Origin of the sequence: Bacillus sp. BD59S, from assembly GCF_007363175.1 — a bacterium.
GTDB lineage: Bacteria > Bacillota > Bacilli > Bacillales > Bacillaceae_G > Bacillus_A > Bacillus_A pacificus.
In genome coordinates this window covers 1,260,907-1,280,757 of record NZ_CP034686.1, presented here as the reverse complement: position 1 = coordinate 1,280,757, position 19,851 = coordinate 1,260,907, and the positions used below count along the sequence as shown (strand labels likewise).

The 19,851-nt window shown below is 34.7% G+C and carries 24 protein-coding genes and 1 pseudogene; 9 read left to right on the top strand and 16 right to left on the bottom strand.

Features of this window, described 5'->3' with window-relative positions; translation table 11 throughout:
• Positions 1-308: 308 nt before the first annotated feature.
• The 5 genes from EKQ63_RS08560 to dltD all read left to right on the top strand — a co-directional run bounded on the left by EKQ63_RS08560 (position 309) and on the right by dltD (position 4,626).
• Positions 309-455: a teichoic acid D-Ala incorporation-associated protein DltX gene (locus EKQ63_RS08560; RefSeq protein WP_000440293.1), complete on the top strand. Its 147-nt coding sequence runs from the start codon at positions 309-311 to the stop codon at positions 453-455.
• Positions 456-467: 12 nt separating this feature from the next.
• Positions 468-1,982 carry a D-alanine--poly(phosphoribitol) ligase subunit DltA gene (gene dltA / locus EKQ63_RS08555; protein WP_000770525.1) on the top strand — a complete coding sequence of 505 codons (1,515 nt, stop codon included), beginning with the start codon at positions 468-470 and terminating at the stop codon, positions 1,980-1,982.
• Positions 1,979-3,145, top strand: a complete 1,167-nt coding sequence (gene dltB, locus EKQ63_RS08550; protein ID WP_143880961.1) for a D-alanyl-lipoteichoic acid biosynthesis protein DltB — start codon at positions 1,979-1,981, stop codon at positions 3,143-3,145. Before dltA ends, dltB begins: the two co-directional genes overlap by 4 nt.
• 69 nt (positions 3,146-3,214) lie before the next feature.
• Entirely contained in the window at positions 3,215-3,454 is a 240-nt protein-coding gene (gene dltC / locus EKQ63_RS08545) for a D-alanine--poly(phosphoribitol) ligase subunit DltC (protein WP_000807310.1), read from the top strand.
• The gene (dltD, locus tag EKQ63_RS08540) at positions 3,451-4,626 is read left to right on the top strand and encodes a D-alanyl-lipoteichoic acid biosynthesis protein DltD (RefSeq protein ID WP_048553776.1); all 1,176 of its coding nucleotides are present in this window, start codon (positions 3,451-3,453) and stop codon (positions 4,624-4,626) included. The genes dltC and dltD overlap by 4 nt, the downstream gene beginning before the upstream one ends.
• Before the next feature lie 17 nt (positions 4,627-4,643).
• Here the strand turns inward: dltD and EKQ63_RS08535 are convergent, their stop codons facing one another.
• Positions 4,644-5,738, bottom strand: coding sequence for an NAD(P)H-dependent flavin oxidoreductase (locus EKQ63_RS08535; RefSeq protein WP_088326530.1), 1,095 nt, complete (start codon positions 5,736-5,738; stop codon positions 4,644-4,646).
• A gap of 115 nt (positions 5,739-5,853) precedes the next feature.
• On the opposite strand from EKQ63_RS08535, the gene EKQ63_RS08530 reads away from it, so the two are divergent.
• A complete protein-coding gene (locus EKQ63_RS08530; protein ID WP_143880960.1) occupies positions 5,854-6,774 on the top strand; it encodes a S66 peptidase family protein in 921 nt (306 codons plus the stop codon).
• 27 nt (positions 6,775-6,801) lie between these two features.
• Here the strand turns inward: EKQ63_RS08530 and EKQ63_RS08525 are convergent, their stop codons facing one another.
• From EKQ63_RS08525 to EKQ63_RS08515, 3 genes are all read right to left on the bottom strand, one after another.
• Complete coding sequence (locus tag EKQ63_RS08525) at positions 6,802-7,200, bottom strand: SseB family protein (protein WP_000435209.1); 399 nt, start codon at positions 7,198-7,200, stop codon at positions 6,802-6,804.
• 86 nt (positions 7,201-7,286) lie between these two features.
• On the bottom strand, positions 7,287-7,841 hold the full coding sequence (locus tag EKQ63_RS08520; RefSeq protein WP_143880959.1) for a cysteine hydrolase family protein: 555 nt from the start codon (positions 7,839-7,841) through the stop codon (positions 7,287-7,289).
• Entirely contained in the window at positions 7,834-8,325 is a 492-nt protein-coding gene (locus EKQ63_RS08515; protein ID WP_140421173.1) for a carboxymuconolactone decarboxylase family protein, read from the bottom strand. Before EKQ63_RS08515 ends, EKQ63_RS08520 begins: the two co-directional genes overlap by 8 nt.
• 63 nt (positions 8,326-8,388) lie before the next feature.
• On the opposite strand from EKQ63_RS08515, the gene EKQ63_RS08510 reads away from it, so the two are divergent.
• Positions 8,389-8,841: an Lrp/AsnC family transcriptional regulator gene (locus EKQ63_RS08510; RefSeq protein ID WP_001175495.1), complete on the top strand. Its 453-nt coding sequence runs from the start codon at positions 8,389-8,391 to the stop codon at positions 8,839-8,841.
• A 100-nt stretch (positions 8,842-8,941) separates the two neighbouring features.
• Positions 8,942-9,124 carry a DUF3913 family protein gene (locus EKQ63_RS08505; protein WP_000707103.1) on the top strand — a complete coding sequence of 61 codons (183 nt, stop codon included), beginning with the start codon at positions 8,942-8,944 and terminating at the stop codon, positions 9,122-9,124.
• A 29-nt stretch (positions 9,125-9,153) separates the two neighbouring features.
• Here EKQ63_RS08505 and EKQ63_RS08500 read toward each other — a convergent pair whose 3' ends face one another.
• From EKQ63_RS08500 to EKQ63_RS08440, 12 genes and pseudogenes are all read right to left on the bottom strand, one after another.
• Entirely contained in the window at positions 9,154-10,167 is a 1,014-nt protein-coding gene (locus EKQ63_RS08500; RefSeq protein WP_143880958.1) for a CPBP family intramembrane glutamic endopeptidase, read from the bottom strand.
• Positions 10,168-10,362: 195 nt separating this feature from the next.
• The gene (locus EKQ63_RS08495; protein WP_088326518.1) at positions 10,363-11,139 is read right to left on the bottom strand and encodes an ABC transporter permease; all 777 of its coding nucleotides are present in this window, start codon (positions 11,137-11,139) and stop codon (positions 10,363-10,365) included.
• Entirely contained in the window at positions 11,139-12,041 is a 903-nt protein-coding gene (locus EKQ63_RS08490; RefSeq protein WP_087951770.1) for an ABC transporter ATP-binding protein, read from the bottom strand. The genes EKQ63_RS08495 and EKQ63_RS08490 overlap by 1 nt, the downstream gene beginning before the upstream one ends.
• A gap of 14 nt (positions 12,042-12,055) precedes the next feature.
• Positions 12,056-12,844 carry an ABC transporter permease gene (locus EKQ63_RS08485; protein WP_087951769.1) on the bottom strand — a complete coding sequence of 263 codons (789 nt, stop codon included), beginning with the start codon at positions 12,842-12,844 and terminating at the stop codon, positions 12,056-12,058.
• The gene (locus EKQ63_RS08480) at positions 12,841-13,539 is read right to left on the bottom strand and encodes an ABC transporter ATP-binding protein (RefSeq protein WP_087951768.1); all 699 of its coding nucleotides are present in this window, start codon (positions 13,537-13,539) and stop codon (positions 12,841-12,843) included. The genes EKQ63_RS08485 and EKQ63_RS08480 overlap by 4 nt, the downstream gene beginning before the upstream one ends.
• Positions 13,536-13,916, bottom strand: coding sequence for a GntR family transcriptional regulator (locus EKQ63_RS08475; RefSeq protein ID WP_087951767.1), 381 nt, complete (start codon positions 13,914-13,916; stop codon positions 13,536-13,538). The genes EKQ63_RS08480 and EKQ63_RS08475 overlap by 4 nt, the downstream gene beginning before the upstream one ends.
• A 216-nt stretch (positions 13,917-14,132) precedes the next feature.
• A complete protein-coding gene (gene nrdF / locus EKQ63_RS08470; protein WP_001203021.1) occupies positions 14,133-15,101 on the bottom strand; it encodes a class 1b ribonucleoside-diphosphate reductase subunit beta in 969 nt (322 codons plus the stop codon).
• Positions 15,102-15,182: 81 nt separating this feature from the next.
• A complete protein-coding gene (locus EKQ63_RS08465; RefSeq protein WP_074543497.1) occupies positions 15,183-16,133 on the bottom strand; it encodes a ribonucleotide reductase large subunit in 951 nt (316 codons plus the stop codon).
• A 382-nt stretch (positions 16,134-16,515) separates the two neighbouring features.
• A pseudogene (locus tag EKQ63_RS08460) lies at positions 16,516-17,643 on the bottom strand (ribonucleotide reductase N-terminal alpha domain-containing protein); the annotation flags it as partial.
• On the bottom strand, positions 17,630-17,989 hold the full coding sequence (nrdI, locus tag EKQ63_RS08455; RefSeq protein WP_000959450.1) for a class Ib ribonucleoside-diphosphate reductase assembly flavoprotein NrdI: 360 nt from the start codon (positions 17,987-17,989) through the stop codon (positions 17,630-17,632). The pseudogene EKQ63_RS08460 and the gene nrdI, both read right to left, overlap by 14 nt.
• A gap of 476 nt (positions 17,990-18,465) precedes the next feature.
• Complete coding sequence (locus EKQ63_RS08445) at positions 18,466-18,783, bottom strand: hypothetical protein (RefSeq protein ID WP_074602820.1); 318 nt, start codon at positions 18,781-18,783, stop codon at positions 18,466-18,468.
• Between the two features lie 25 nt (positions 18,784-18,808).
• On the bottom strand, positions 18,809-19,003 hold the full coding sequence (locus EKQ63_RS08440) for a hypothetical protein (protein WP_000356683.1): 195 nt from the start codon (positions 19,001-19,003) through the stop codon (positions 18,809-18,811).
• Positions 19,004-19,248: 245 nt separating this feature from the next.
• Between EKQ63_RS08440 and EKQ63_RS08435 the strand changes: the two genes are divergently transcribed.
• Complete coding sequence (locus tag EKQ63_RS08435; RefSeq protein WP_087951765.1) at positions 19,249-19,827, top strand: GNAT family N-acetyltransferase; 579 nt, start codon at positions 19,249-19,251, stop codon at positions 19,825-19,827.
• Positions 19,828-19,851 lie beyond the last annotated feature (24 nt).

Sequence of the window (19,851 nt, the reverse complement as noted above, 5' to 3'; positions counted from 1 at the left end):
GAAATGTAAAAGTTTACTTCATCTCGAATGACTCATAAGCACAAATACTATATTTTACGTATTCTTCTAGTCCACTTTTATGTATTCACACAGTCCACTTCCTATTTACATATCAAATCCATTACAAATTGATGCTGAATGTAATATAATTGCTAAGTTAGGGATTTTCTTTTTTAGTATTTAGTGCTAATATCAGAAAAGAGCCTTTTGACTTATTTTTACCTAAAATGTGGAATTTTGTTTTTTTCACAATCATGTAGGACATGATACCTACAAAGAGCTATTATTTCATTAAGAGAGGGAAAGACATGGAAAGATTAAAAGAGATATGGTCTCGACCACTCACACAATGGGTTGCAAAGACGGTTTATTACCTTGCAATTTTATTTGCATTACTTTGGTTGTATGGATTCCATGATACAAACACAAGTACATTTATTTACAATGAATTCTAGGGTGGGAACGTTATGAAGTTATTAGAACAAATTGAAAAGTGGGCTATTGAAACGCCTGATCAAACTGCTTTTGTTTGGCGAGATGCGAAAATTACGTACAAACAATTAAAGGAAGATTCTGATGCGTTAGCACATTGGATTTCTTCTGAGTATCCAGATGATCGTTCACCAATTATGGTGTATGGCCATATGCAACCTGAAATGATTATTAACTTTTTAGGATGTGTAAAAGCTGGACATGCTTATATTCCTGTAGATTTATCTATCCCAGCTGATCGTGTACAACGTATCGCTGAAAATTCTGGTGCGAAACTACTTTTATCAGGAACTGAAGTAACTGTAACTGATTTACCAGTTCGCATTGTAAGTGAGGACAACTTAAAAGATATTTTCTTTACTCATAAAGGGAACACTCCAAATCCTGAACATGCGGTAAAAGGTGATGAGAACTTCTACATTATTTACACATCAGGAAGTACAGGTAATCCGAAAGGGGTTCAGATTACTTATAACTGCCTTGTAAGTTTTACAAAATGGGCTGTAGAAGATTTCAACTTACAAACGGGGCAAGTATTCTTAAACCAAGCACCTTTCTCATTCGATTTATCTGTCATGGATATTTACCCATCATTAGTAACAGGTGGTACACTTTGGGCAATCGATAAAGATATGATTGCACGTCCAAAAGACTTGTTTGCTTCTTTAGAGCAATCGGATATACAAGTATGGACTTCCACACCATCTTTCGCAGAGATGTGTTTAATGGAAGCATCTTTCTCTGAGAGTATGCTACCAAACATGAAAACATTCTTATTCTGCGGTGAAGTGTTACCAAATGAAGTAGCTAGAAAATTAATTGAGCGTTTCCCAAAAGCAACAATTATGAATACGTACGGTCCAACAGAAGCTACTGTCGCTGTAACAGGTATTCACGTTACAGAAGAAGTGCTTGATCAATACAAATCACTTCCAGTTGGCTACTGTAAATCAGACTGCCGCCTTCTTATTATGAAAGAAGATGGAACGATTGCACCTGATGGTGAAAAAGGTGAAATCGTAATTGTCGGTCCAAGCGTAAGCGTTGGATATTTAGGAAGCCCTGAATTAACAGAAAAAGCATTTACTATGATTGACGGTGAGCGCGCCTATAAAACAGGCGATGCTGGCTATGTTGAAAATGGTCTTCTATTCTATAATGGTCGTCTTGATTTCCAAATTAAGCTGCATGGTTATCGAATGGAATTAGAAGAAATTGAGCATCACCTTCGTGCGTGTTCTTACGTAGAAGGAGCAGTTATCGTTCCAATTAAAAAAGGTGAGAAATACGATTATTTATTAGCGGTTGTTGTTCCTGGAGAACATTCATTTGAAAAAGAATTCAAATTAACATCTGCAATCAAAAAAGAACTCAATGAGCGATTACCAAACTACATGATTCCACGTAAATTCATGTATCAATCTTCTATTCCAATGACACCAAATGGAAAGGTAGATCGCAAAAAATTATTGAGTGAGGTTACAGCATGACCGCATATGGATCATTTTATTTTTTCGCTATAGTGGGCATTTTATTAATACCTACTATCATAGCTGGATTAAAAGGTAAAATGTTGCGTAAATATAATGCCGTTTTAACATTAGTCATGCTTGCTATTATCTTCTCGGATAAACCGAAGCAAGCGATTATGTTAGCCGCATTTATTATTTGGCAATATGCCCTGATTAAAGGCTATTTACTTTTAAGAAAACAAAACAATAGTACATTCACGTTTTGTATAGCTGTTATTTTATCGATTTTGCCACTTATTTTGGCAAAAATCGCACCATTTGTACCTGAATTGCATTTTATTGTTTTCGCAGGTATGTCTTATGTAACATTTAGAGCTGTACAAATGGTCTTTGAAGTTCGTGATAATTTAATTAAAGAAATTTCCTTCTTTAATTTCTGGGAATTCGTTTTATTTTTCCCTGCGATTTCAAGTGGACCTATCGATCGTTATCGTAGATTCCAAAAAGATATCCAAAAGCCACCTAGTGCTGAGGAATATCAAAATTTACTATATACAGGGCTTAACCGTATTTTCCAAGGTTTTCTGTATAAGTTTATAATCGCGCACTTGATAACAACATACCTTGTAAAGGCAGTATTCGCCAATCAAGATACACTTTTATCTAATGTGATTTTTATGTACGCTACTAGCATGCAGTTATTCTTTGACTTTGCGGGTTATAGTGCGTTCGTAATTGGTATCAGTTATATGATGGGAATTAAAACTCCTGAAAACTTTAATAAGCCATTCCTCAGTCGTAATATTAAAGACTTCTGGAACCGCTGGCACATGAGTTTATCATTCTGGTTCCGTGATTTTATTTACATGCGTTTCGTCTTTTTTGCAACGAAGAAAAAGTTAATTAAGAACCGTTACACTATTTCGTATATCGGGGCATTTTTAAACTTCTTCATTATGGGAATTTGGCACATCCAAGGAAGCGCTGTTGCGCAGTATGTTATTTATGGTCTATATCATGCTGCACTGTTTATTTTATTCGATATTTTCGAACGAAAAAACAAGAAGCATAAGTTTTGGCCAAACAATAAATTTACACACGTCCTTGCGATTGTAATTACGTTCCACGTTGTATGTTTCGGTTTCCTCATTTTCTCTGGACACCTTAACAGATACTTTTAATGCACCCTTCTTATAACTAGTAAGAAGTTGCACATATAATATATTTCGGATATAAAGGAGATTTTAAAAATGGCAGAATTCAAAGAGCAAGTATTAGATATTTTAGAAGAAGTATGTGAAAACGATATTGTGAAAGAAAACTTAGATGTTCAATTATTTGAAGAAGGTATTCTTGATTCTTTCGCTGTAGTATCTTTATTAGTTGAATTCCAAGAGCGTTTAGATATTGAAGTTTCTATTTCTGATTTTGACCGTGACGAGTGGGCTACCCCAAACATGGTTATTAAGAAGTTGGAAGAAATCCGATGAACAAAGCAAAATTTGGTCCGATGCTTTTAGCATTGGCCCTTTTTGCTGTATTCTTACTTATTCCGACGCGCTTTCTACTTCCGCTTTTAAGCGATGAAAAAGTAGAACAAGCTGCCACTTCTTTAAAAGAAGAAAAGATTCAAAGTATGATTTTACAGCAAAAGATGTTAGCAGACCCGAAATACCTTCCGATGTACGGTTCATCGGAATTTGCACGTATGGATGCTTTCCATCCATCAAATTATTTCAAAGTAAAGCCTGAAGGGTTCACACCATTCCTTCTTGGACGCGGAGGAACACAAGACCTTGTACATGTATTAAACTTTGCATCTACAATGGATCAATTGAAAGATAAGAAAATGGTATTCGTTCTTTCTCCGCAATGGTTTGTACCACAAGGTATTGATGAAACACACTTTGCACCTAACTTTTCAAAGCAACAAGGTTACCACTTCATTTTCAACGATGATGTAAAACCTGAAATGAAAAAGCAAATTGCAAAGCGTTTATTAAACTTTGAGATCGTTAAGAAAGAAACTTTACTTAAAATTTCGCTTGAAGGTATCGTTTACGATGATACAAAGCATAAAGTAAAAGCACTTGCTGCTAAACCTTTCGCTTATATTTACCGTAACATTTTAGATCGTAAAGATTTATTTACAGCTATGTTTAATATTAAACCGCATAAAGAAAAGCTTGACCCTTCATTAAAACAAATGAACTGGGAAGAGGCTCGTAAACATGCAGATCAAACTGGTGCAGTAGAATCAGGATCTAACGAATATGGTATCGAAGATGATTACTTCAACAGCAAAATCAAGAAGAAATTAAAGCAACGTGAAGGCTACTTAAAAAATGACGCTTATGATCAATCGCCAGAGTATGAAGATCTACAAATTGTACTTGATTTATTAAAACAATCTGGTGCAAAACCACTCTTCATTTCTGTTCCTGTAAAAGGTCCTTGGTACGATTACGCTGGCTTCCCGAAAGAACGCCGCGAATTGTACTACAAGAAAGTTCATGAGCAAATTGAGAAAGCTGGCTATCCAATTGCCGACTTCTCAAATCATGAGTATGATAAATACTTCTTAAAAGATCACATGCACTTAGGTTGGAAAGGCTGGGTTTATATTGATGAAGCCATCCAACAATTTTATAAAGCAAACTAAAGAAAAGACCGCTTGAATTATTCAAGTGGTCTTTTTCTATATACATTTTGCAATTGTTCAATTACGTTATCTGCTTCTTTCATCACTCTCTCCACTACATGCTGAGCTGATTCTATTCGTGCTAATGATGACGCTTGTCCTGCCCAAAGTGACATATATTCTCCATTATTTTGCTTTGCTGCTTGTTGGCGTATTTTAGAGGTTAATACATTTTGCACTGGATACATCGGAAGGTCTTCTTCTTTCCCTTCATGCTTCTCTATAAATTCATTACGAATACCGCGTGCATATTTCCCAGAAAACGCACGCGTCACAGTTGTACTCGTATCTGTACTACGTAAAACCGCTTTTTTATACACGTCATGCGTAATACTCTCTTCACTCGTTAAAAAGGCAGACCCCATTTGAACAGCTTCTGCTCCCAGTGTAAATACCGCAACAAGCCCTTGCCCGTTCATTACACCACCTGCTGCAACAATCGGGATATGCGGAACTGCTGCTACTAACTGCGGAATTAATGCGAATGTCCCAATCATAGCGTCCTGTTCTTTCCCGATAAACGTTCCTCTATGCCCCCCTGCCTCACTACCTTGACCTACAATAATGTCTACTCCTAATTCAGCAAGTACTTTCGCCTCTGCCACATGAGTAGCTGTTCCGATGACTTTTATTCCTCTTCTTTTCAAGTCATTTATTTCTTCTTTTTCTAACGTTTGAAATGCAAAGCTTACGACTGGCACGTTTTCTTCTACTAACACTTGTAATTGTTCTTTATAACTTTTTGGAAGCTTTAACTGTTCTTCTTCCTCTATACCCAATCCTCTATTCACTCCGCTAAGTAATCCCTTAGCCAAGTTTATCTTCTCTTCTTCTATTTGTATCTCTTTCGTTAATAGTAAATTAACACCGAAAGGCTTATCTGTTCGTTCCCGTATTTTATAAATCGCTTCACGAATTTGTTCTGGGCTCATATAGCCTGCTCCAAGCGTTCCTAATCCTCCGCTATTACTTACAGCTGCAACGAGTTCTGGCGTCGTAATCGCACCGGCCATTCCGGCTTGAATGATGGGATACTTAATTTGTAATAAATCTATGACTCGACTTGTAAACATCATTTCTCCTCCTATTCCCTTTATATCTTCTTTATTTGACAAACTTTCCCCTTCTTTTACAAGGGTTGAACTTCCTATGAAGCGAATATATTGAAAGTGAAGGAGGCTGAAAAAAATGATATATCCAAATGCATTACAACAAGGTGATACAGTAATGATTATTGCACCGTCCGGCCCGCCAACAATTGAAAACGTATTAAAAGGTGTAACTGTACTACAAGAAATGGGTTTATCTGTAGTAATCGGGAAGAGTGTTTATGAGAAATATGGATATTTAGCGGGAAGTGATCAAGTTCGGCTCGATGATATACATGAAGCATTTTCAAACCATGAAGTAAAAGCCGTTTTCTGTGCACGAGGTGGTTACGGAAGTGCTCGTCTCCTCCCTCACATTCAATATGAAATCATTCGGCAAAACCCTAAAATCTTTTGGGGTTATAGCGATATTACAGCTTTACATACTGCCTTTTCACGTTATGCAAAGCTCGTTACTTTTCATGGCCCAATGGTTGAAGAGTTAGGAAAAGGTGTAGATTCTCTTTCTTTATCTTCTTTCAATCAACTCTTTCATCCGTATTCAATCATTTTATCTGCGTCAGAATGTATCGTACCTAGCTCTTCTCGTACAATTACAGGTCAGTTAGTTGGAGGCAATTTAGCGGTGTTAACGAGTATCATTGGCTCCGCCTACGAGATAAATACGTCCAATAAACTTTTATTGCTTGAAGACATTGGGGAAGAGCCATATCGCATTGACCGTATGTTAAATCAGCTACTTTTATCTGGAAAGTTTAATGAATGTAGTGGCGTTATTTTTACAAGTTGTCATGACTGCACTCCTTCTAAACCATCTCAATCATTACAAACAATACTATATGAATATTTTACTCCATATGCTATACCTGTCCTATTCGGTTTACCGATTGGACATATAAGCCCAAACATTGGGATTCCTCTTGGAGCTACAGCTACAATAAGTACACATAATAAAACACTCTCTATTTCTTCCGGCGTAGCCCCCCCGTGTTCAAATTAAAAAGGAAAAGCGATTACGCTTTTCCTTTTATTTATAATAGTTAAAAATTCGTCCAGATGCGATATCTGCAATTTCTTCTGGAATAAATGTTTTACTTATATCAGTACCGACATTTAATACTGCTGTAGCATCTTTCTCAATGCTACTAAATAATTCTTTCCCACGTATCGTAATAAGGGGTGTTCCTTCTGGCAACACGTCTTTTACAAATTCCATTTGTGTAAAGAACGGAACGATCCATCTACCCTCTCCTTGGAAATGACGCAAGCGAAGTATTCCTTCTGTTGCCCCTTCCTCTGCTTCTAGTGAGCCAGCAACATAAAACTCAGTAGATAAGAGCAATTCATAAAATTCCTTTTGCTTTTGTTTATCATCCCCTGCTACAACAAGTACTTCTTCTATTCTCTTTACCGGAATTTGCTCCATATGATGCCACCCCTATTTTCAAAATGATTGTACTTAGATTATACGAAATATTCTTATTTTTTTCTACATAATTCGCAATTATTTTCTTAAAATAATTTTAATACTTCTTTTGTCGTCATAATTGTAGCAAACTCTTCATGTAAATTTACAAGTGTCCTATTATGAATATCTTCTGCACTATACTCTTTACCATCTAGACCTTTACGGTTAAAAGTAGCCGTCGCATCACTCACTAAATATGTTTTAAATCCTAAATTCCCTGCCATTCGTGTCGTAGTCTCCACACAATGATTTGTCGTTAATCCTACAATCACTACTGCATTACATTTGTTCTCTCTTAATTGCTCTTCTAAATTTGTCCCAATGAATGCACTATTAACAGATTTCTGAATAACCACTTCACCTGGTAGTGGTTGCACCTCTTCTTTAAAGTTGACTGTTTCCGCTCTCTCATAAAACATCGACTGCGCATTTTCTTTATTTACATGTTGAATATGAAAAACCGGTCGCTTCCTTTTTCTCCATTGTTCTAATAACATTCTCATGTTTTCTTCAGCAAAAAGATTATTTCTCTCACCCCAGTATGGTAATTGAAATGCTTTTTGTACATCAATTATGATAAGTGCTATTTGATTATTCATCATTTTCTCCTTCTTTCGGCTGTAATTGAAACAGAAAACCCAATTGTTGTGACGCAGTAATAAAACAAATATAAGCGCAAAGCTCTACAATTTCTTTTTCCGTCCAATATTGTTTCAATACATGAAACATAGTATCATCTATCGCCTTTTTGTCATGAATAAATGTATGCGCAAAAGTAACTGCTACACCAATTTCTTCTACCTTTTGCATATCATCAGGCCTTCCCTTTGCCATACAGTACGGGCATTCATTCCCATACGCTAATGTTCTTCTCACTTGCTCCTTTAACTCTGCTGAAAGAGTTCCTTTATTGTATAATGTATTTTCTAATGTACTCCACGAATGTAATATTTCCGGATTATGACCTAATAACCTTTGAAACTTTGTATCTCCTACATTTGATAATGAAATTCTCGCCATTATTTTTCCTCCTATTCCCTTCAGTTTTATTGTAAAATAAATAAAGTTCTCTTTACATTTCATATGAATCTTAATTTATATTTTTCCTTTACAAAAATTATCATTTTACTGGAGGTATATTTACAAATGCAACTAGACCGTGTTGATCGAAAAATTTTAAATGAATTATATAATGATAGTCGCCTTTCCATGCGTGAATTGGCGAAACGAGTAAACTTATCTGCTCCGTCTACTGCAGAACGTGTTCGTAAACTCGAAAGTGAAGGCGTTATCCAAAAATACACAATCGATATCGATTATAAAAAAGCAGGACTTGTTTTAGACTGTATTTTAGAAATCACTTTAAAAAACGGTGATACAACACGTATGCAACAGTTTATTCAGTCCTATCCATCTGCAAGTTTTTGTTACCGAGTAACAGGAAGCTTATGCTACATTGTAAAAATTTCTGTTCCTTCACTCGTTGAACTTGAAGAATTTATCAATGATGTTTCTTCATATGCAACGACTGTTTCTCATATCGTATTATCAGAAATATCTCTTACTCCTGATATTGAACATATCTTTCCAGAAGATTAATTAATTTTTATTCATAAAATATATAAAAACCCCTTACAATAAGAATAAAAATAATATATTATGTATTAAAATACACAAAGTTCGAGAAAGGGGCTTTACATTGAAAATCTGGTTTTATGAAAAAACGGCACAATTAGATGACTTGCTTGGCATTTGGGACAATGTTCCGACTATCCCTCGAATTGGTGAAAAAGTTGAGATTTTAAAAGCAGTGCGCACTGTTACAGATATTAAATATGTAAAGAACGGCAATAATTTTCGTGTGGAAATTATCACAAAGTAAAAAGTAGCTCACAAGGAGCTACTTTTTACTTATCTATCATGCGCTTTCTTTATAACGATTTTATCGTCTTCTACAGATACTGTTACATAATCATTTTCTTCTAACCCGAGCTTATTTACAGCCTCATCTGGTAGCTCTACAGCCATCAATCTATCTGTTACAATCACTTGACTATACACTTCATTTTCTTCTGATGCACTCACTACTTTTTCCTCATTTATGAAGCGCACTGGTGGCACACCCACTTCTTTTACCATGCGCCATTGTTTCCAAACGTAAGGAATTAACCAAAGTAATCCAACAACTGTAAGACCGATACCGATCCATAAATTACTTTGTGCTTGTAATTCAGGAATTGAAATGGCGCTACTCTCTTCTCCGCCGACAAATTGCATACTTGTTGCAATGAAATTATTTAAAGCATGCACAGCTATATTCGTCCATATATTTTTTGTTTTTATGTATAAAAGACACATAACAACACCAAACATGAACGCACCAATAACATCAAAATGTCCTAAGCCAAAAATAATGGAAGATATAATGACAGCTTTTTTAATGCCCCATTTATAAGCCATTCGCTGTAAAAAGAATCCTCTAAAAATAACCTCTTCCATAATAGGTGCTAACACACATGATGAAATGAAAGTAAATATTGTCATATATATGTTACTCGTATTAATAACATTTCCATCTTCTAACATAGTAACTAAGAAATTCGGTAACGTATGTGCTAATATGTAAAATTGAATATGAGATATACCAACTGAAAAAATCATTCCCATTACCGTTGCTAACACAATTAATCCCCACGGTAAACGTCCTGGCTTATCAAAAAAACTGTTAAATATAACATTATTTTTATTGGTTTTTACGTATAACCAAAATAACGGAAATACAAAAAACACAGTTATTTGTGAAATAACCTCCGTCGTATTCTCAGAAACATTTGATAGACCTAATGGGATCATCGTAAGGAACAACCCTATAATCATCCATCCAAAAAAGCTACGTAGTCTTATACGTGAAAATGCATCGTGCATATAGAACACCCCCAAAGATAGTAAAAGTAAATGGTGTGATAACTAAATTATAATATGAATATAGTTGAAATTCTCCCTATTTTTCTCAAATACTTTCGAATAACATATATAGTAATCATTCTTTTCTTTCAGTTGAAATATACAAGAAAGTTATGTAATAAAAATCCCCGTTTTTACAAGCGGGGATTTCTTTTATTATAATACGTCACGTTTTTGGAATAATGCACTTGATGCTACAAGTAATACAACAAAGTATGCAGCTACAAGTAATAATGAAGTTGTAAATGTAAACTCTGTAAATGTTGGTTCTATTCCGCCACTTACTAGCTTATTGCTATCGTACACACTTAAATTTAAATGGAAGAACACTACAAACTTCGCTACACCTTTTGCAAACATCATTAGTGCCATATTAATTGCTCCTTGTAAAAAGAAGAAGAACATCGTGATAATTAATGGTAATACAGATTTTCTAAATACGTTTGCTAAGAAAAATGCAAGAGTCGCAAAGAAGAACGGTGAAAGTACTTGATATAAAGTAGATTTCATTACGATTCCTACCGTTAATTCTGTTTTGCTACCATCCATTACAATTCCGCCAATAATCATTGCAATTAACGTGCTAGCAACTATGATAAATACTATAGTAAGTAACACTGTAATATATTTAGAGAATAAAACTGTCATTCGTTTTCTTGGACGGATTAATAACTGCTTAATTGTACCTTTTTGGAACTCATCAGTAATCATACGAGAAGCAATCGTAATGCCAAAAATTGTTGCAAACAAAGTAATTAAACCAATCTCTGAACTTGCAAAATCTAAATATGATCCTTTAAATTCAGTTCCGTCTCCCCATTTCAGCATCACTAAAACTCCCAAAATCTCCAATACTGCAATAACACCAATTAAAATATACATACCTTTTTTCGCATGCAACTTTAAAAATTCATTTTGAATTAATTTAAACATTACGCTTTCACTCCCCCTGTAATCGCTAAGAACTCATCCTCTAACGTTTTATTTTGAATGGTAACTCCGTATACAAGCACATCTTCATTCACAAGTTTCTTTACAAGTTGTGGAATTTCTTCTTTCGTTACAGATACTACAATGACATTTCTTTGCGCCTTTCCTTTAATGATTTCATTTGCTTTCTGAACTTGATCTACTTCAAACGCTACAACTACTGTCTCATCATGTTTTGCTTGTTCATGTAAGTTGTATTCTTGTACAAACTCACCTTGCTTAATAATAACGACGCGATCACACATGAGTTCAATTTCACTTAATAAGTGACTTGATACGATTACAGCAATATTCTCTTCTTTCGCTAAACGTTGTAAATAATCACGAATTTGGCGAATACCAGCTGGATCTAATCCATTTGTCGGCTCATCTAAAATTAAAATTTTCGGCTGATGCAGTAATGCCTGCGCAATTCCTAAACGTTGTTTCATACCAAGTGAATATGTTTTCACTTTTTTATGAATTGCATGCTCTAATTCAACCAGTTTTACAATTTCAGCAATGCGCTCTTTACGAATTGGTGCAATTGCCATGTTCGCAAAATGCTTCAAGTTTTGCATTCCTGTCATATAATCATATAGTTCAGGATTTTCTACAATCGCTCCAATTTGCTCTAGCGCCTTTTCACGCTCCGTGCGAATACTATGACCACAAATTGTAATATCGCCTTCTGTCATTGAAATAAGACCTGTCATCATACGGATCGTCGTCGTTTTACCACTACCGTTCGGTCCAAGGAACCCGTACACTTCTCCTTCACGAACTTTAAATGATAAACCACGAATAATTTCCGTTCCACCAATCTTTTTTCGAACATTCTCTAACTTTACTACTACGTTTCCCAATGTTTATTCCTCCTTTAGACTTCTAATTTTTTATCAATTATGCGACCTGTTATATAAACAAGTAAAACAAATATACCGATTGAAAAAGCAATACTATATAAATTCATAAGACTTTCCGGATATAGTATAAAATTTATATCTATTGAGTCATCTATATAAATTAATTTTCTAATAAAATTAGATGTAGGTGCAAGTCCGCCTAGCATTTCATATATCATGTTGATTACTTTCGTTATTAGTAAAAATAAGAAGAAAATAATTACATACTCCATTTTTTTCTTTTTCAAAGAAAATACTTTCACACCAGCTACTGTAAAAAGTAAAACTAACAATATACTTGATAAATTAAATACATATAACATAGTACTAAAGAGGTGCTTTAGTGGATTGAATACACTTTGAGTAAATAATACTTCATAGAGCTCTGTACCTTTTATTATTTTCATAGAAATGCCATATAAAAAAATAGAGCCTATTAATTCAAAAATAAGTAAATAAATTACAGCGTATAACAATATTGCTAAAACAATCTTTTTACCGGATATCGATGTTAACCGAAATAATGTGCTTTCAGTCATTTTTCCAAATGCAGACACCGCCTGAATAACTATCATTGCTAAAAAAGTTATATATACTAGAATAACGAAAGCAACTATAATTGTTTGTCTTACTTCTCCTGATTCTTGCTTAATATAATTTCCCAAACTTACGAAAGCTACAGCGACAACGAATATAAATGATAACAAAGAAATAATTATTTGTTTTTTATTTATATTGTACATATATATTAAGCTCGGCTTCATCTACTAAACACCTCCTTAAACACCTCTGTAACAGCTTTTCCTCTCTGAAAACGTAACTCTTCTACATTTTCATACAATACAATTTCCCCATCTTTTAAAAAGATCACTTCATCAAAAATATTTTCAACTTCATTTATTAAGTGCGTCGAAATTAGTATCGTACAATCTTCGCGATAAAACTGTAAAATAAGTTCCAGTACGTGTTCCCTAGAAACGAGATCAATTCCGCCCAGTGGTTCATCTAGCACGTATAACTTCGCTTTCCTCGAAAATGTTAAAATAATTTGTAGCTTTTCAACCATCCCTTTTGATAAAGCTGTAACTTTTTCTTCTAACGGTATTTTAAACTCTGCAATCGTATCTACCGCTTTTTGCATATCAAAGTCCTTATAAAAATCACGATAGAAAAATATAGAATCTTTTACTGTCATCCAATCATCAAATACTGGCTTATCAGACATAAACGAAACGATCTCTTTCGTTTCTAATCCTACTTTTTTACCAGCGATTATAATACTCCCTTCGGAAGGATGCTGCAAACCAGCAATCATTTTCAATAACGTCGTTTTCCCGCTCCCGTTATCTCCAACGAGTCCAACAATTTTCCCTTCCGTAATCTCAATGCTTAATTCACGGATTACTGCTTTTAACCCGTATCTCTTCCATAAGTTTTCTATTTTTAATAGCTCTGTCATTCGCTCTCCTCCCTTTTCTCATGTAATGAAGAACGAAGGATTGTAAGAATTTCTTCTTCTGAAAAACCTAAATTATCCATTCCATCTATAAAAGAATGAAGTAATTCTTTCGCCATCTCTTTTCGCAGCTCCATAATTTTCTCCCCTTCATTCGTTACATATCGTCCCATTCCTCTACGCGTTACAACAACCCCATCCCGTTCTAGCTCTTGAAATGTACGCTGGATCGTATTTGGATTTACTTGTAATTCACTCGCTAATTCACGTACAGAGAGAATTTTATCACCAGGCAATAAATGTCCCGTTACGATTTCTTTTTTTATGTATTCCATTACCTGGATGTAAATTGGTATATTTGGAGAAAACTCTATTTTCATTTCTTCCCTCCTTTTGTATCGGTGTACTAGTTAAATAATACACCGATACAAAAAGATTGTAAATACCCATTTACTTACAAAAAAATTCTATCCATTAACCGGATAGAATTTTTCAAACAAAAATCGTTATACAAAAATAATAGTGTTATGTAAACAAAATCATAAAGAAAAGCTATCTTATTCATTGATAAGACAGCTTTTCTTTATGATCATATATTAAAAATTAAACACGAAGTCATCGTCAGATAACTTTTCAACGTTCGTTGCTTTTACGTAACCATTTCCTTTTACAGAGAAGAAATCATGGTTTTTCGTATCTGTACGTAAACCATTTAAAACGATTGGGTTAATTTCTTCTTCTTCAAACTTCGGCTCAAGTCCTAAGTTCATAAGTCCTTTATTCGCATTGTAACGAACGAAACGATTTACATCCTCTACAAGACCGATAGAAGTGTAAATTTCTTCTGTGTATGCCATTTCAATTTCATATAGTTCCATTAATAACTCTTGCGTTTCTTTTTGCACTTCTTGTTGATCTTCTGCAGAAAGTTCCGCGAAGATTTGTTGCGCTAAAATACCGACGAATACGCCGTGAATTGACTCATCACGAATTATTAAGTTAATAATCTCACCACTTGCCGTCAGTTTACCTTGACCAGCTAAGTAAAGCGGATAGAAGAATCCACTATAGAATAAGTAACTTTCTAAGAACACACTTGCTACCATTGCCATGTATAACTCTTTTTTCGTCACTTCAGGTTTTAATAAACGACGATAGTAACTCGTAATAATACCAGCCTTTTTCTCAAGTAACGGATGAGTATCTACCCAGTCAAAAATCTCATCGATTTCTTCTTCAGTAGCTAACGTCGTGAAAATATGACTGTAACTCTTCGCATGTACTTCTTCCATTGCACCCATGAAAGCTAATACACTTTTCGCTTGTAAATTTTCAAGGTGAACAAGTACAAGTGGCATCCCTTCGCCGCCTTGTTTCGTATCTAAAAGTGTTAAACCACCTAATACACGCTTATAAGCAACCTGCTCTTCTTTTGATAATTGCGCCCAAGTATTTTTGTCAGAAGACACTGCGATTTCTTCTTCTGTCCAAAACTGAGCGATGTTTTGCTTCCAAAACATTAAACTAAAATCATCTTCTTTTTTGTTCCAGTTTACCGCACGCATTCAATCGCCCCTTCTCTAAATATGATAACTAAGCATGAGCAGGGTTCAGAAAACCCTGCTCATCATGTCTCACTTTTTATATTAAACGGTACAAGCCACACACTCTTCCACGCTTAATTTACGCGTTCTTGTATAATACAGACTCTTTAAGCCTTTTTTATGTGCATAGATGTAGTAACGTGCTAATTCACGTGTTGAAATATCACTATTAACGTAAAGAATTGTACTAATCCCTTGGTCAATATGTTCTTGAATTTCTGCGATTAAATCAATTAATTTAAACTGATTCATATCGTAAGAAGATTTATAGTACCAGAACGTATCTTTTGATAAATACGGCATTGGATAATATGTTGTCGCATTCGCATACGTTCTTGATTCGATTTGACTTACGATCGGCATTACGCTTGAAGTTGCATTTTGAACGTAACTGATTGATTGTGTCGGAGCAATTGCAAGACGATATGAGTTGTATAAACCATTCTTCTGCACTTGCTCTTTTAAACTTGTCCAATCTTCTTTTGTTGGAATATGAATTCCTTCAAATAATTGCTGAACTTTTTCAGTTACTGGGCTGTAATCTGTCGTTTCATACTTTTCAAAGTATGTGCCATTCGCATAATCAGATTTATCGAAGTCTTTAAATGTTTCGCCTTTTTCTTTAGCGATTTCCATACTTTTCTCAATAGAGTAGTAATTTAACATCATAAAGAATGTACGAGCGAACTCTTTCGCTTCTGCACTTTCATAAGCGATTTTATTTTTTGCTAAATATCCGTGTAAGTTCATTGCGCCAAGTCCAACGGAATGAAGCTCATCATTAGCTTTTTTCACAGTTGGTGCATTCGGAATGATTGTCATATCAGAAACAGCTGTTAAAGCTTCCATTCCCGCATGAACCGCTTCACGAATTTCTTTGTTTTCCATTACATTTACGATATTTAACGATCCTAAGTTACAGTTAATATCACGACGGATAATGTCATCTGTACCGTAATCATTTATTTCAGAAGTTTCTTGAAGCTGGAAGATTTCTGTCTCGAATGTTCAACCGAGTTCGCTACTCCTCAGCCCGTTGCTCATGCAACTGCTGTATGTCACCATACAGGACAGACTATATCATCACCTACAGCATTACCTGATTAGGTGCTCCGCTTTTCGAACGCCAATCGCTTGCGCTCTACTCCCATAAGGGATAGTCGTTAGGCTTTTACTTATCTTAATCTTTCAGAAAGTCTCTTATTACTTTATGTTGTCCCATAACTCTGCTATACAAAATAATAAGATACATTCTGAACTTTTATATTTTCATTCTAAGATAAGATTTAGCACGGTAGGTTACCTCAAATTTGAGGCTTTCCCCGTTTAACGGAGTTTTCGACTAGCATTTCTACTAGAAGGTGCTACATATTTAACACAAGTTCGACATCTTCACAGTTCCAATATCCTTCAATGGATGTTGGTTATTTGCATTTGATTTAAACATTAAGTACGGATAACCAGACTCAAGCTGAATCATAGCAATTTTAATAAGCATATCACGTGCACTAATATCTAGCGGCTTCTTCTTCACTTTAGGATTGCTCATTAATTCATCGTACATTTCATCGATATCAATATCATCTAAATGCTTTCCGTATTCTTTATACACCGTATAAGGCGCGAAAACATGGAAAGGTTCGTTTTTCTCAGCAAGCTCAAAGAACTTGCTTGGAACGATAATTCCGATTGATAGAGACTGAATACGGCTCTTCTCATCGGCATTTATTTTTTTCGTATCAAGGAATTCAATAATATCCCAATGGAAAATGTTTAAGTATACTGCGCCAGCACCTTTTCGTTGGCCAAGTTGATTCGCATATGAAAACGAATCTTCAAGTAATTTCATAACAGGTACTACACCACTTGCAGCGTTGTCGATACCTTTAATTTGCTCACCGCGTGCGCGGAGCTTAGATAAGTTTAAAGCTACTCCTCCGCCGATTTTTGATAATTGCATTGCAGTATTAATGTTAAAGCCAATTGAATTTAAGCTATCATCCATCTCTAACAAGAAACAAGACACCATTTCTCCTCTTCTGCTTCTTCCCGCATTTAAAAAGGTTGGTGTCGCTGGTTGGTAGTTTTGTTTGACAATCATGCTTGCGAATTGTTTTGCCTTCGCAACATCACCGCGTCCTAAGTATAATGACACAATTGCTACACGATCTTCATAGCTTTCTAAGTATTGTTTTTGATCATTTGTTTTTAACGCATAATCTTTGTAGAACTTAGATGCTGCCATATAAGATTGGAACTCGAAGTTTTCACCATAAGCGATGTTATATACCTCTTCTACTTCCTCCAAGTTATACTCGTCCAGAACGTTGTAATAGTAATCATGTTCTTTCATATACTCCATTCGCTCTGCCACGCTATTAAAATGAACGGTATTCTCTCTAGCTTCTTCCATAAAGACTTCTAATGCCTCTTTATCTTTATGAAGCTGATAAAAACCGTCCTGCATTTGCGTGATTTCATTATTCAGTTCAATGTGTCGCAATCTCCCGCACCCTTTCCTTAAAATATTCTACATCGTTATTTGTTCCTGATAACTCAAATTTTGATACAATAGGCACTTCATATTTAGCAGAAATTTTGTCAGCACTTGCACCGAACATGTCTCCCCAGTTACGATTGCCGCTTGCAGATACGCCTTTTAATTTTTCATTATTGCGCTCTAAAAATTCTAAAACACGTTCTGGTACATTGCCAAAACCTGTTGTATACGTAATTAAAATAAAGTCTTCATCTATTACTAGATCTTCACCAATTTGAACGGCCGGCATATTTAATTTGTGAATGAAACGCTTCACGTTTCCTGTCATAGAATCATATGCAACTAACATTTCCGACCCTCCCTTTTCAATCTATACTCTCTGTATGTTGTTTCTTGATTTCTCTATATATTGTATTACGTTTCAAAATAAGACACAAGATATATGTATAAATTCTTTCTTTTTTTAACTTTTACTTTTCGACAAGACCGTCGATTTTTTTCAATACAATGACTATGAAACAACATTCTAAAACTCATGTCAATAAAGTGCTTTTCAAAAAAGTTGTCAACGAATTTAACCTTATTTTTAAAAAAGTTAACAATATATTTTGTCATAAAACGGCAAATGCTGGAGGAATATATTTCTCCAGCATCACGCAAAAAAGAACAGACATGAAACGATAATCTGTTCTAAAAAACGATTACATTTATCAACTTTACTTTATTAAATATTATACATATACTTTCAGTTCGCGTTACATACTAAAAGATAACTATTATAGAAAAAGATTATTATTATGGAAATTCAACTTATTTATGAAAAGATTATTCAGAGTGCTCAATACGCACAATATCTTTTACAAATATATGATGCGGATTTTCATCTTTATCAATCATTGTACATACAGGAGCTTCTTCATCAAAGTACACAATCATTCCTTCAACGTACTGATATGTATGTTGAACTTGTACAGTTACTTTAATTTCTACAGCCTCTTCATATGCTCTTTTTATTTTCTGAAGCATTTTTGCCGAACACTTTCGTTTCTCTGGATACATGACCATCCCCATAAATCGATTTCCGGCTCTATCTTTCCACATATAATCCCAATGCGGCAATATGCCTTGTTTAAAATCGCCCATAAGTCTCCTCCCTATATTCTTTTAGTTACGAACGTGGCGTTTCTGAATATGTATAAATGACCTGTCCGCCGCGCTGTGCGTTACCAATGAAATGTTTAAAGTCTTCTCGATTTACTAAAACTTCTCTGAACGTATAAAATACATCTTTCGTAACAACATACTCCTTTATTTCACCATTTTTCAGCTGATCCAAAATTGTATTTGCTAATTCTTTATCCATGTATTTCACCTCTATGCAATATTTTATTTTATCTTATATTCTATAGGTCAACAACTGTAAAATTATCCAGATGCTATACCTTCATTTCATTTTCATTATTTTTCAAAAAAGATCTCTTTAGTAGATGTCCACTAAATATCATATACTAACATAGCTACTTCTCTATATCAAACATTTCGACATTCAATTATGCAAAATTCCATACCACTATGCTACAATATATAAATAGAACTAGGAGGGATACTATGATTCGGAAAGCAAAAAAGACAGATGCGAAACTGGTAGCACCTTTATTGTATAACGCTCTGCACGAAATTGCTGAAAAAATCACAGGTAGCACAGTTGAGACAGAAGTATTACTAGGACTTGAAACATGGTTCTCAAAAGAGAGAAATCGACTGAGCTATGAAAACTGTTTTGTATATGAGCAAGACGGGGGTGCAGTTGGAGTTATTGTCGCTTATCACGGTAGTGAAGCAACAATGCTTGATGCACCAATTGTACATCACTTAAGAGAATTACATAAAGATGAATCAATTATGTTAGAAAAAGAAGCCGAGCTTGATGAATATTACATTGATACCTTATCCGTTTCAAGTGCATATGGTGGAAAAGGAATTGGTTCTAAATTGATTGAAGCTGCTGAAATACATGCAACTGAAAAAGAGTATGAGAAAATCGCATTACTTGTTAATTTAGAAAACAAACGTGCCTATTCACTATACGAAAAACTAGGTTATAAAAAAGATCAAATCGTTATGCTTGTAGGCGAACCTTACGCACATCTCGTAAAACCATTAAACATCAAAATTTCTATATCTTAAAAAGAAAGCACACGACTTATATAA

Coding starts and splice junctions, on each gene's coding strand:
- EKQ63_RS08560 (WP_000440293.1), top strand. CDS start 309: ATGGAAAGATTAAAAGAGATATGGTCTCGACCACTCACACAATGGGTT.
- dltA (WP_000770525.1), top strand. CDS start 468: ATGAAGTTATTAGAACAAATTGAAAAGTGGGCTATTGAAACGCCTGAT.
- dltB (WP_143880961.1), top strand. CDS start 1,979: ATGACCGCATATGGATCATTTTATTTTTTCGCTATAGTGGGCATTTTA.
- dltC (WP_000807310.1), top strand. CDS start 3,215: ATGGCAGAATTCAAAGAGCAAGTATTAGATATTTTAGAAGAAGTATGT.
- dltD (WP_048553776.1), top strand. CDS start 3,451: ATGAACAAAGCAAAATTTGGTCCGATGCTTTTAGCATTGGCCCTTTTT.
- EKQ63_RS08535 (WP_088326530.1), bottom strand. CDS start 5,738: ATGTTTACAAGTCGAGTCATAGATTTATTACAAATTAAGTATCCCATC.
- EKQ63_RS08530 (WP_143880960.1), top strand. CDS start 5,854: ATGATATATCCAAATGCATTACAACAAGGTGATACAGTAATGATTATT.
- EKQ63_RS08525 (WP_000435209.1), bottom strand. CDS start 7,200: ATGGAGCAAATTCCGGTAAAGAGAATAGAAGAAGTACTTGTTGTAGCA.
- EKQ63_RS08520 (WP_143880959.1), bottom strand. CDS start 7,841: ATGAATAATCAAATAGCACTTATCATAATTGATGTACAAAAAGCATTT.
- EKQ63_RS08515 (WP_140421173.1), bottom strand. CDS start 8,325: ATGAAATGTAAAGAGAACTTTATTTATTTTACAATAAAACTGAAGGGA.
- EKQ63_RS08510 (WP_001175495.1), top strand. CDS start 8,389: ATGCAACTAGACCGTGTTGATCGAAAAATTTTAAATGAATTATATAAT.
- EKQ63_RS08500 (WP_143880958.1), bottom strand. CDS start 10,167: ATGCACGATGCATTTTCACGTATAAGACTACGTAGCTTTTTTGGATGG.
- EKQ63_RS08495 (WP_088326518.1), bottom strand. CDS start 11,139: ATGTTTAAATTAATTCAAAATGAATTTTTAAAGTTGCATGCGAAAAAA.
- EKQ63_RS08485 (WP_087951769.1), bottom strand. CDS start 12,844: ATGAAGCCGAGCTTAATATATATGTACAATATAAATAAAAAACAAATA.
- EKQ63_RS08480 (WP_087951768.1), bottom strand. CDS start 13,539: ATGACAGAGCTATTAAAAATAGAAAACTTATGGAAGAGATACGGGTTA.
- EKQ63_RS08475 (WP_087951767.1), bottom strand. CDS start 13,916: ATGAAAATAGAGTTTTCTCCAAATATACCAATTTACATCCAGGTAATG.
- nrdF (WP_001203021.1), bottom strand. CDS start 15,101: ATGCGTGCGGTAAACTGGAACAAAAAAGAAGATGATTTTAGTTTAATG.
- nrdI (WP_000959450.1), bottom strand. CDS start 17,989: ATGTTAGTTGCATATGATTCTATGACAGGAAACGTGAAGCGTTTCATT.
- EKQ63_RS08445 (WP_074602820.1), bottom strand. CDS start 18,783: ATGGGCGATTTTAAACAAGGCATATTGCCGCATTGGGATTATATGTGG.
- EKQ63_RS08440 (WP_000356683.1), bottom strand. CDS start 19,003: ATGGATAAAGAATTAGCAAATACAATTTTGGATCAGCTGAAAAATGGT.
- EKQ63_RS08435 (WP_087951765.1), top strand. CDS start 19,249: ATGATTCGGAAAGCAAAAAAGACAGATGCGAAACTGGTAGCACCTTTA.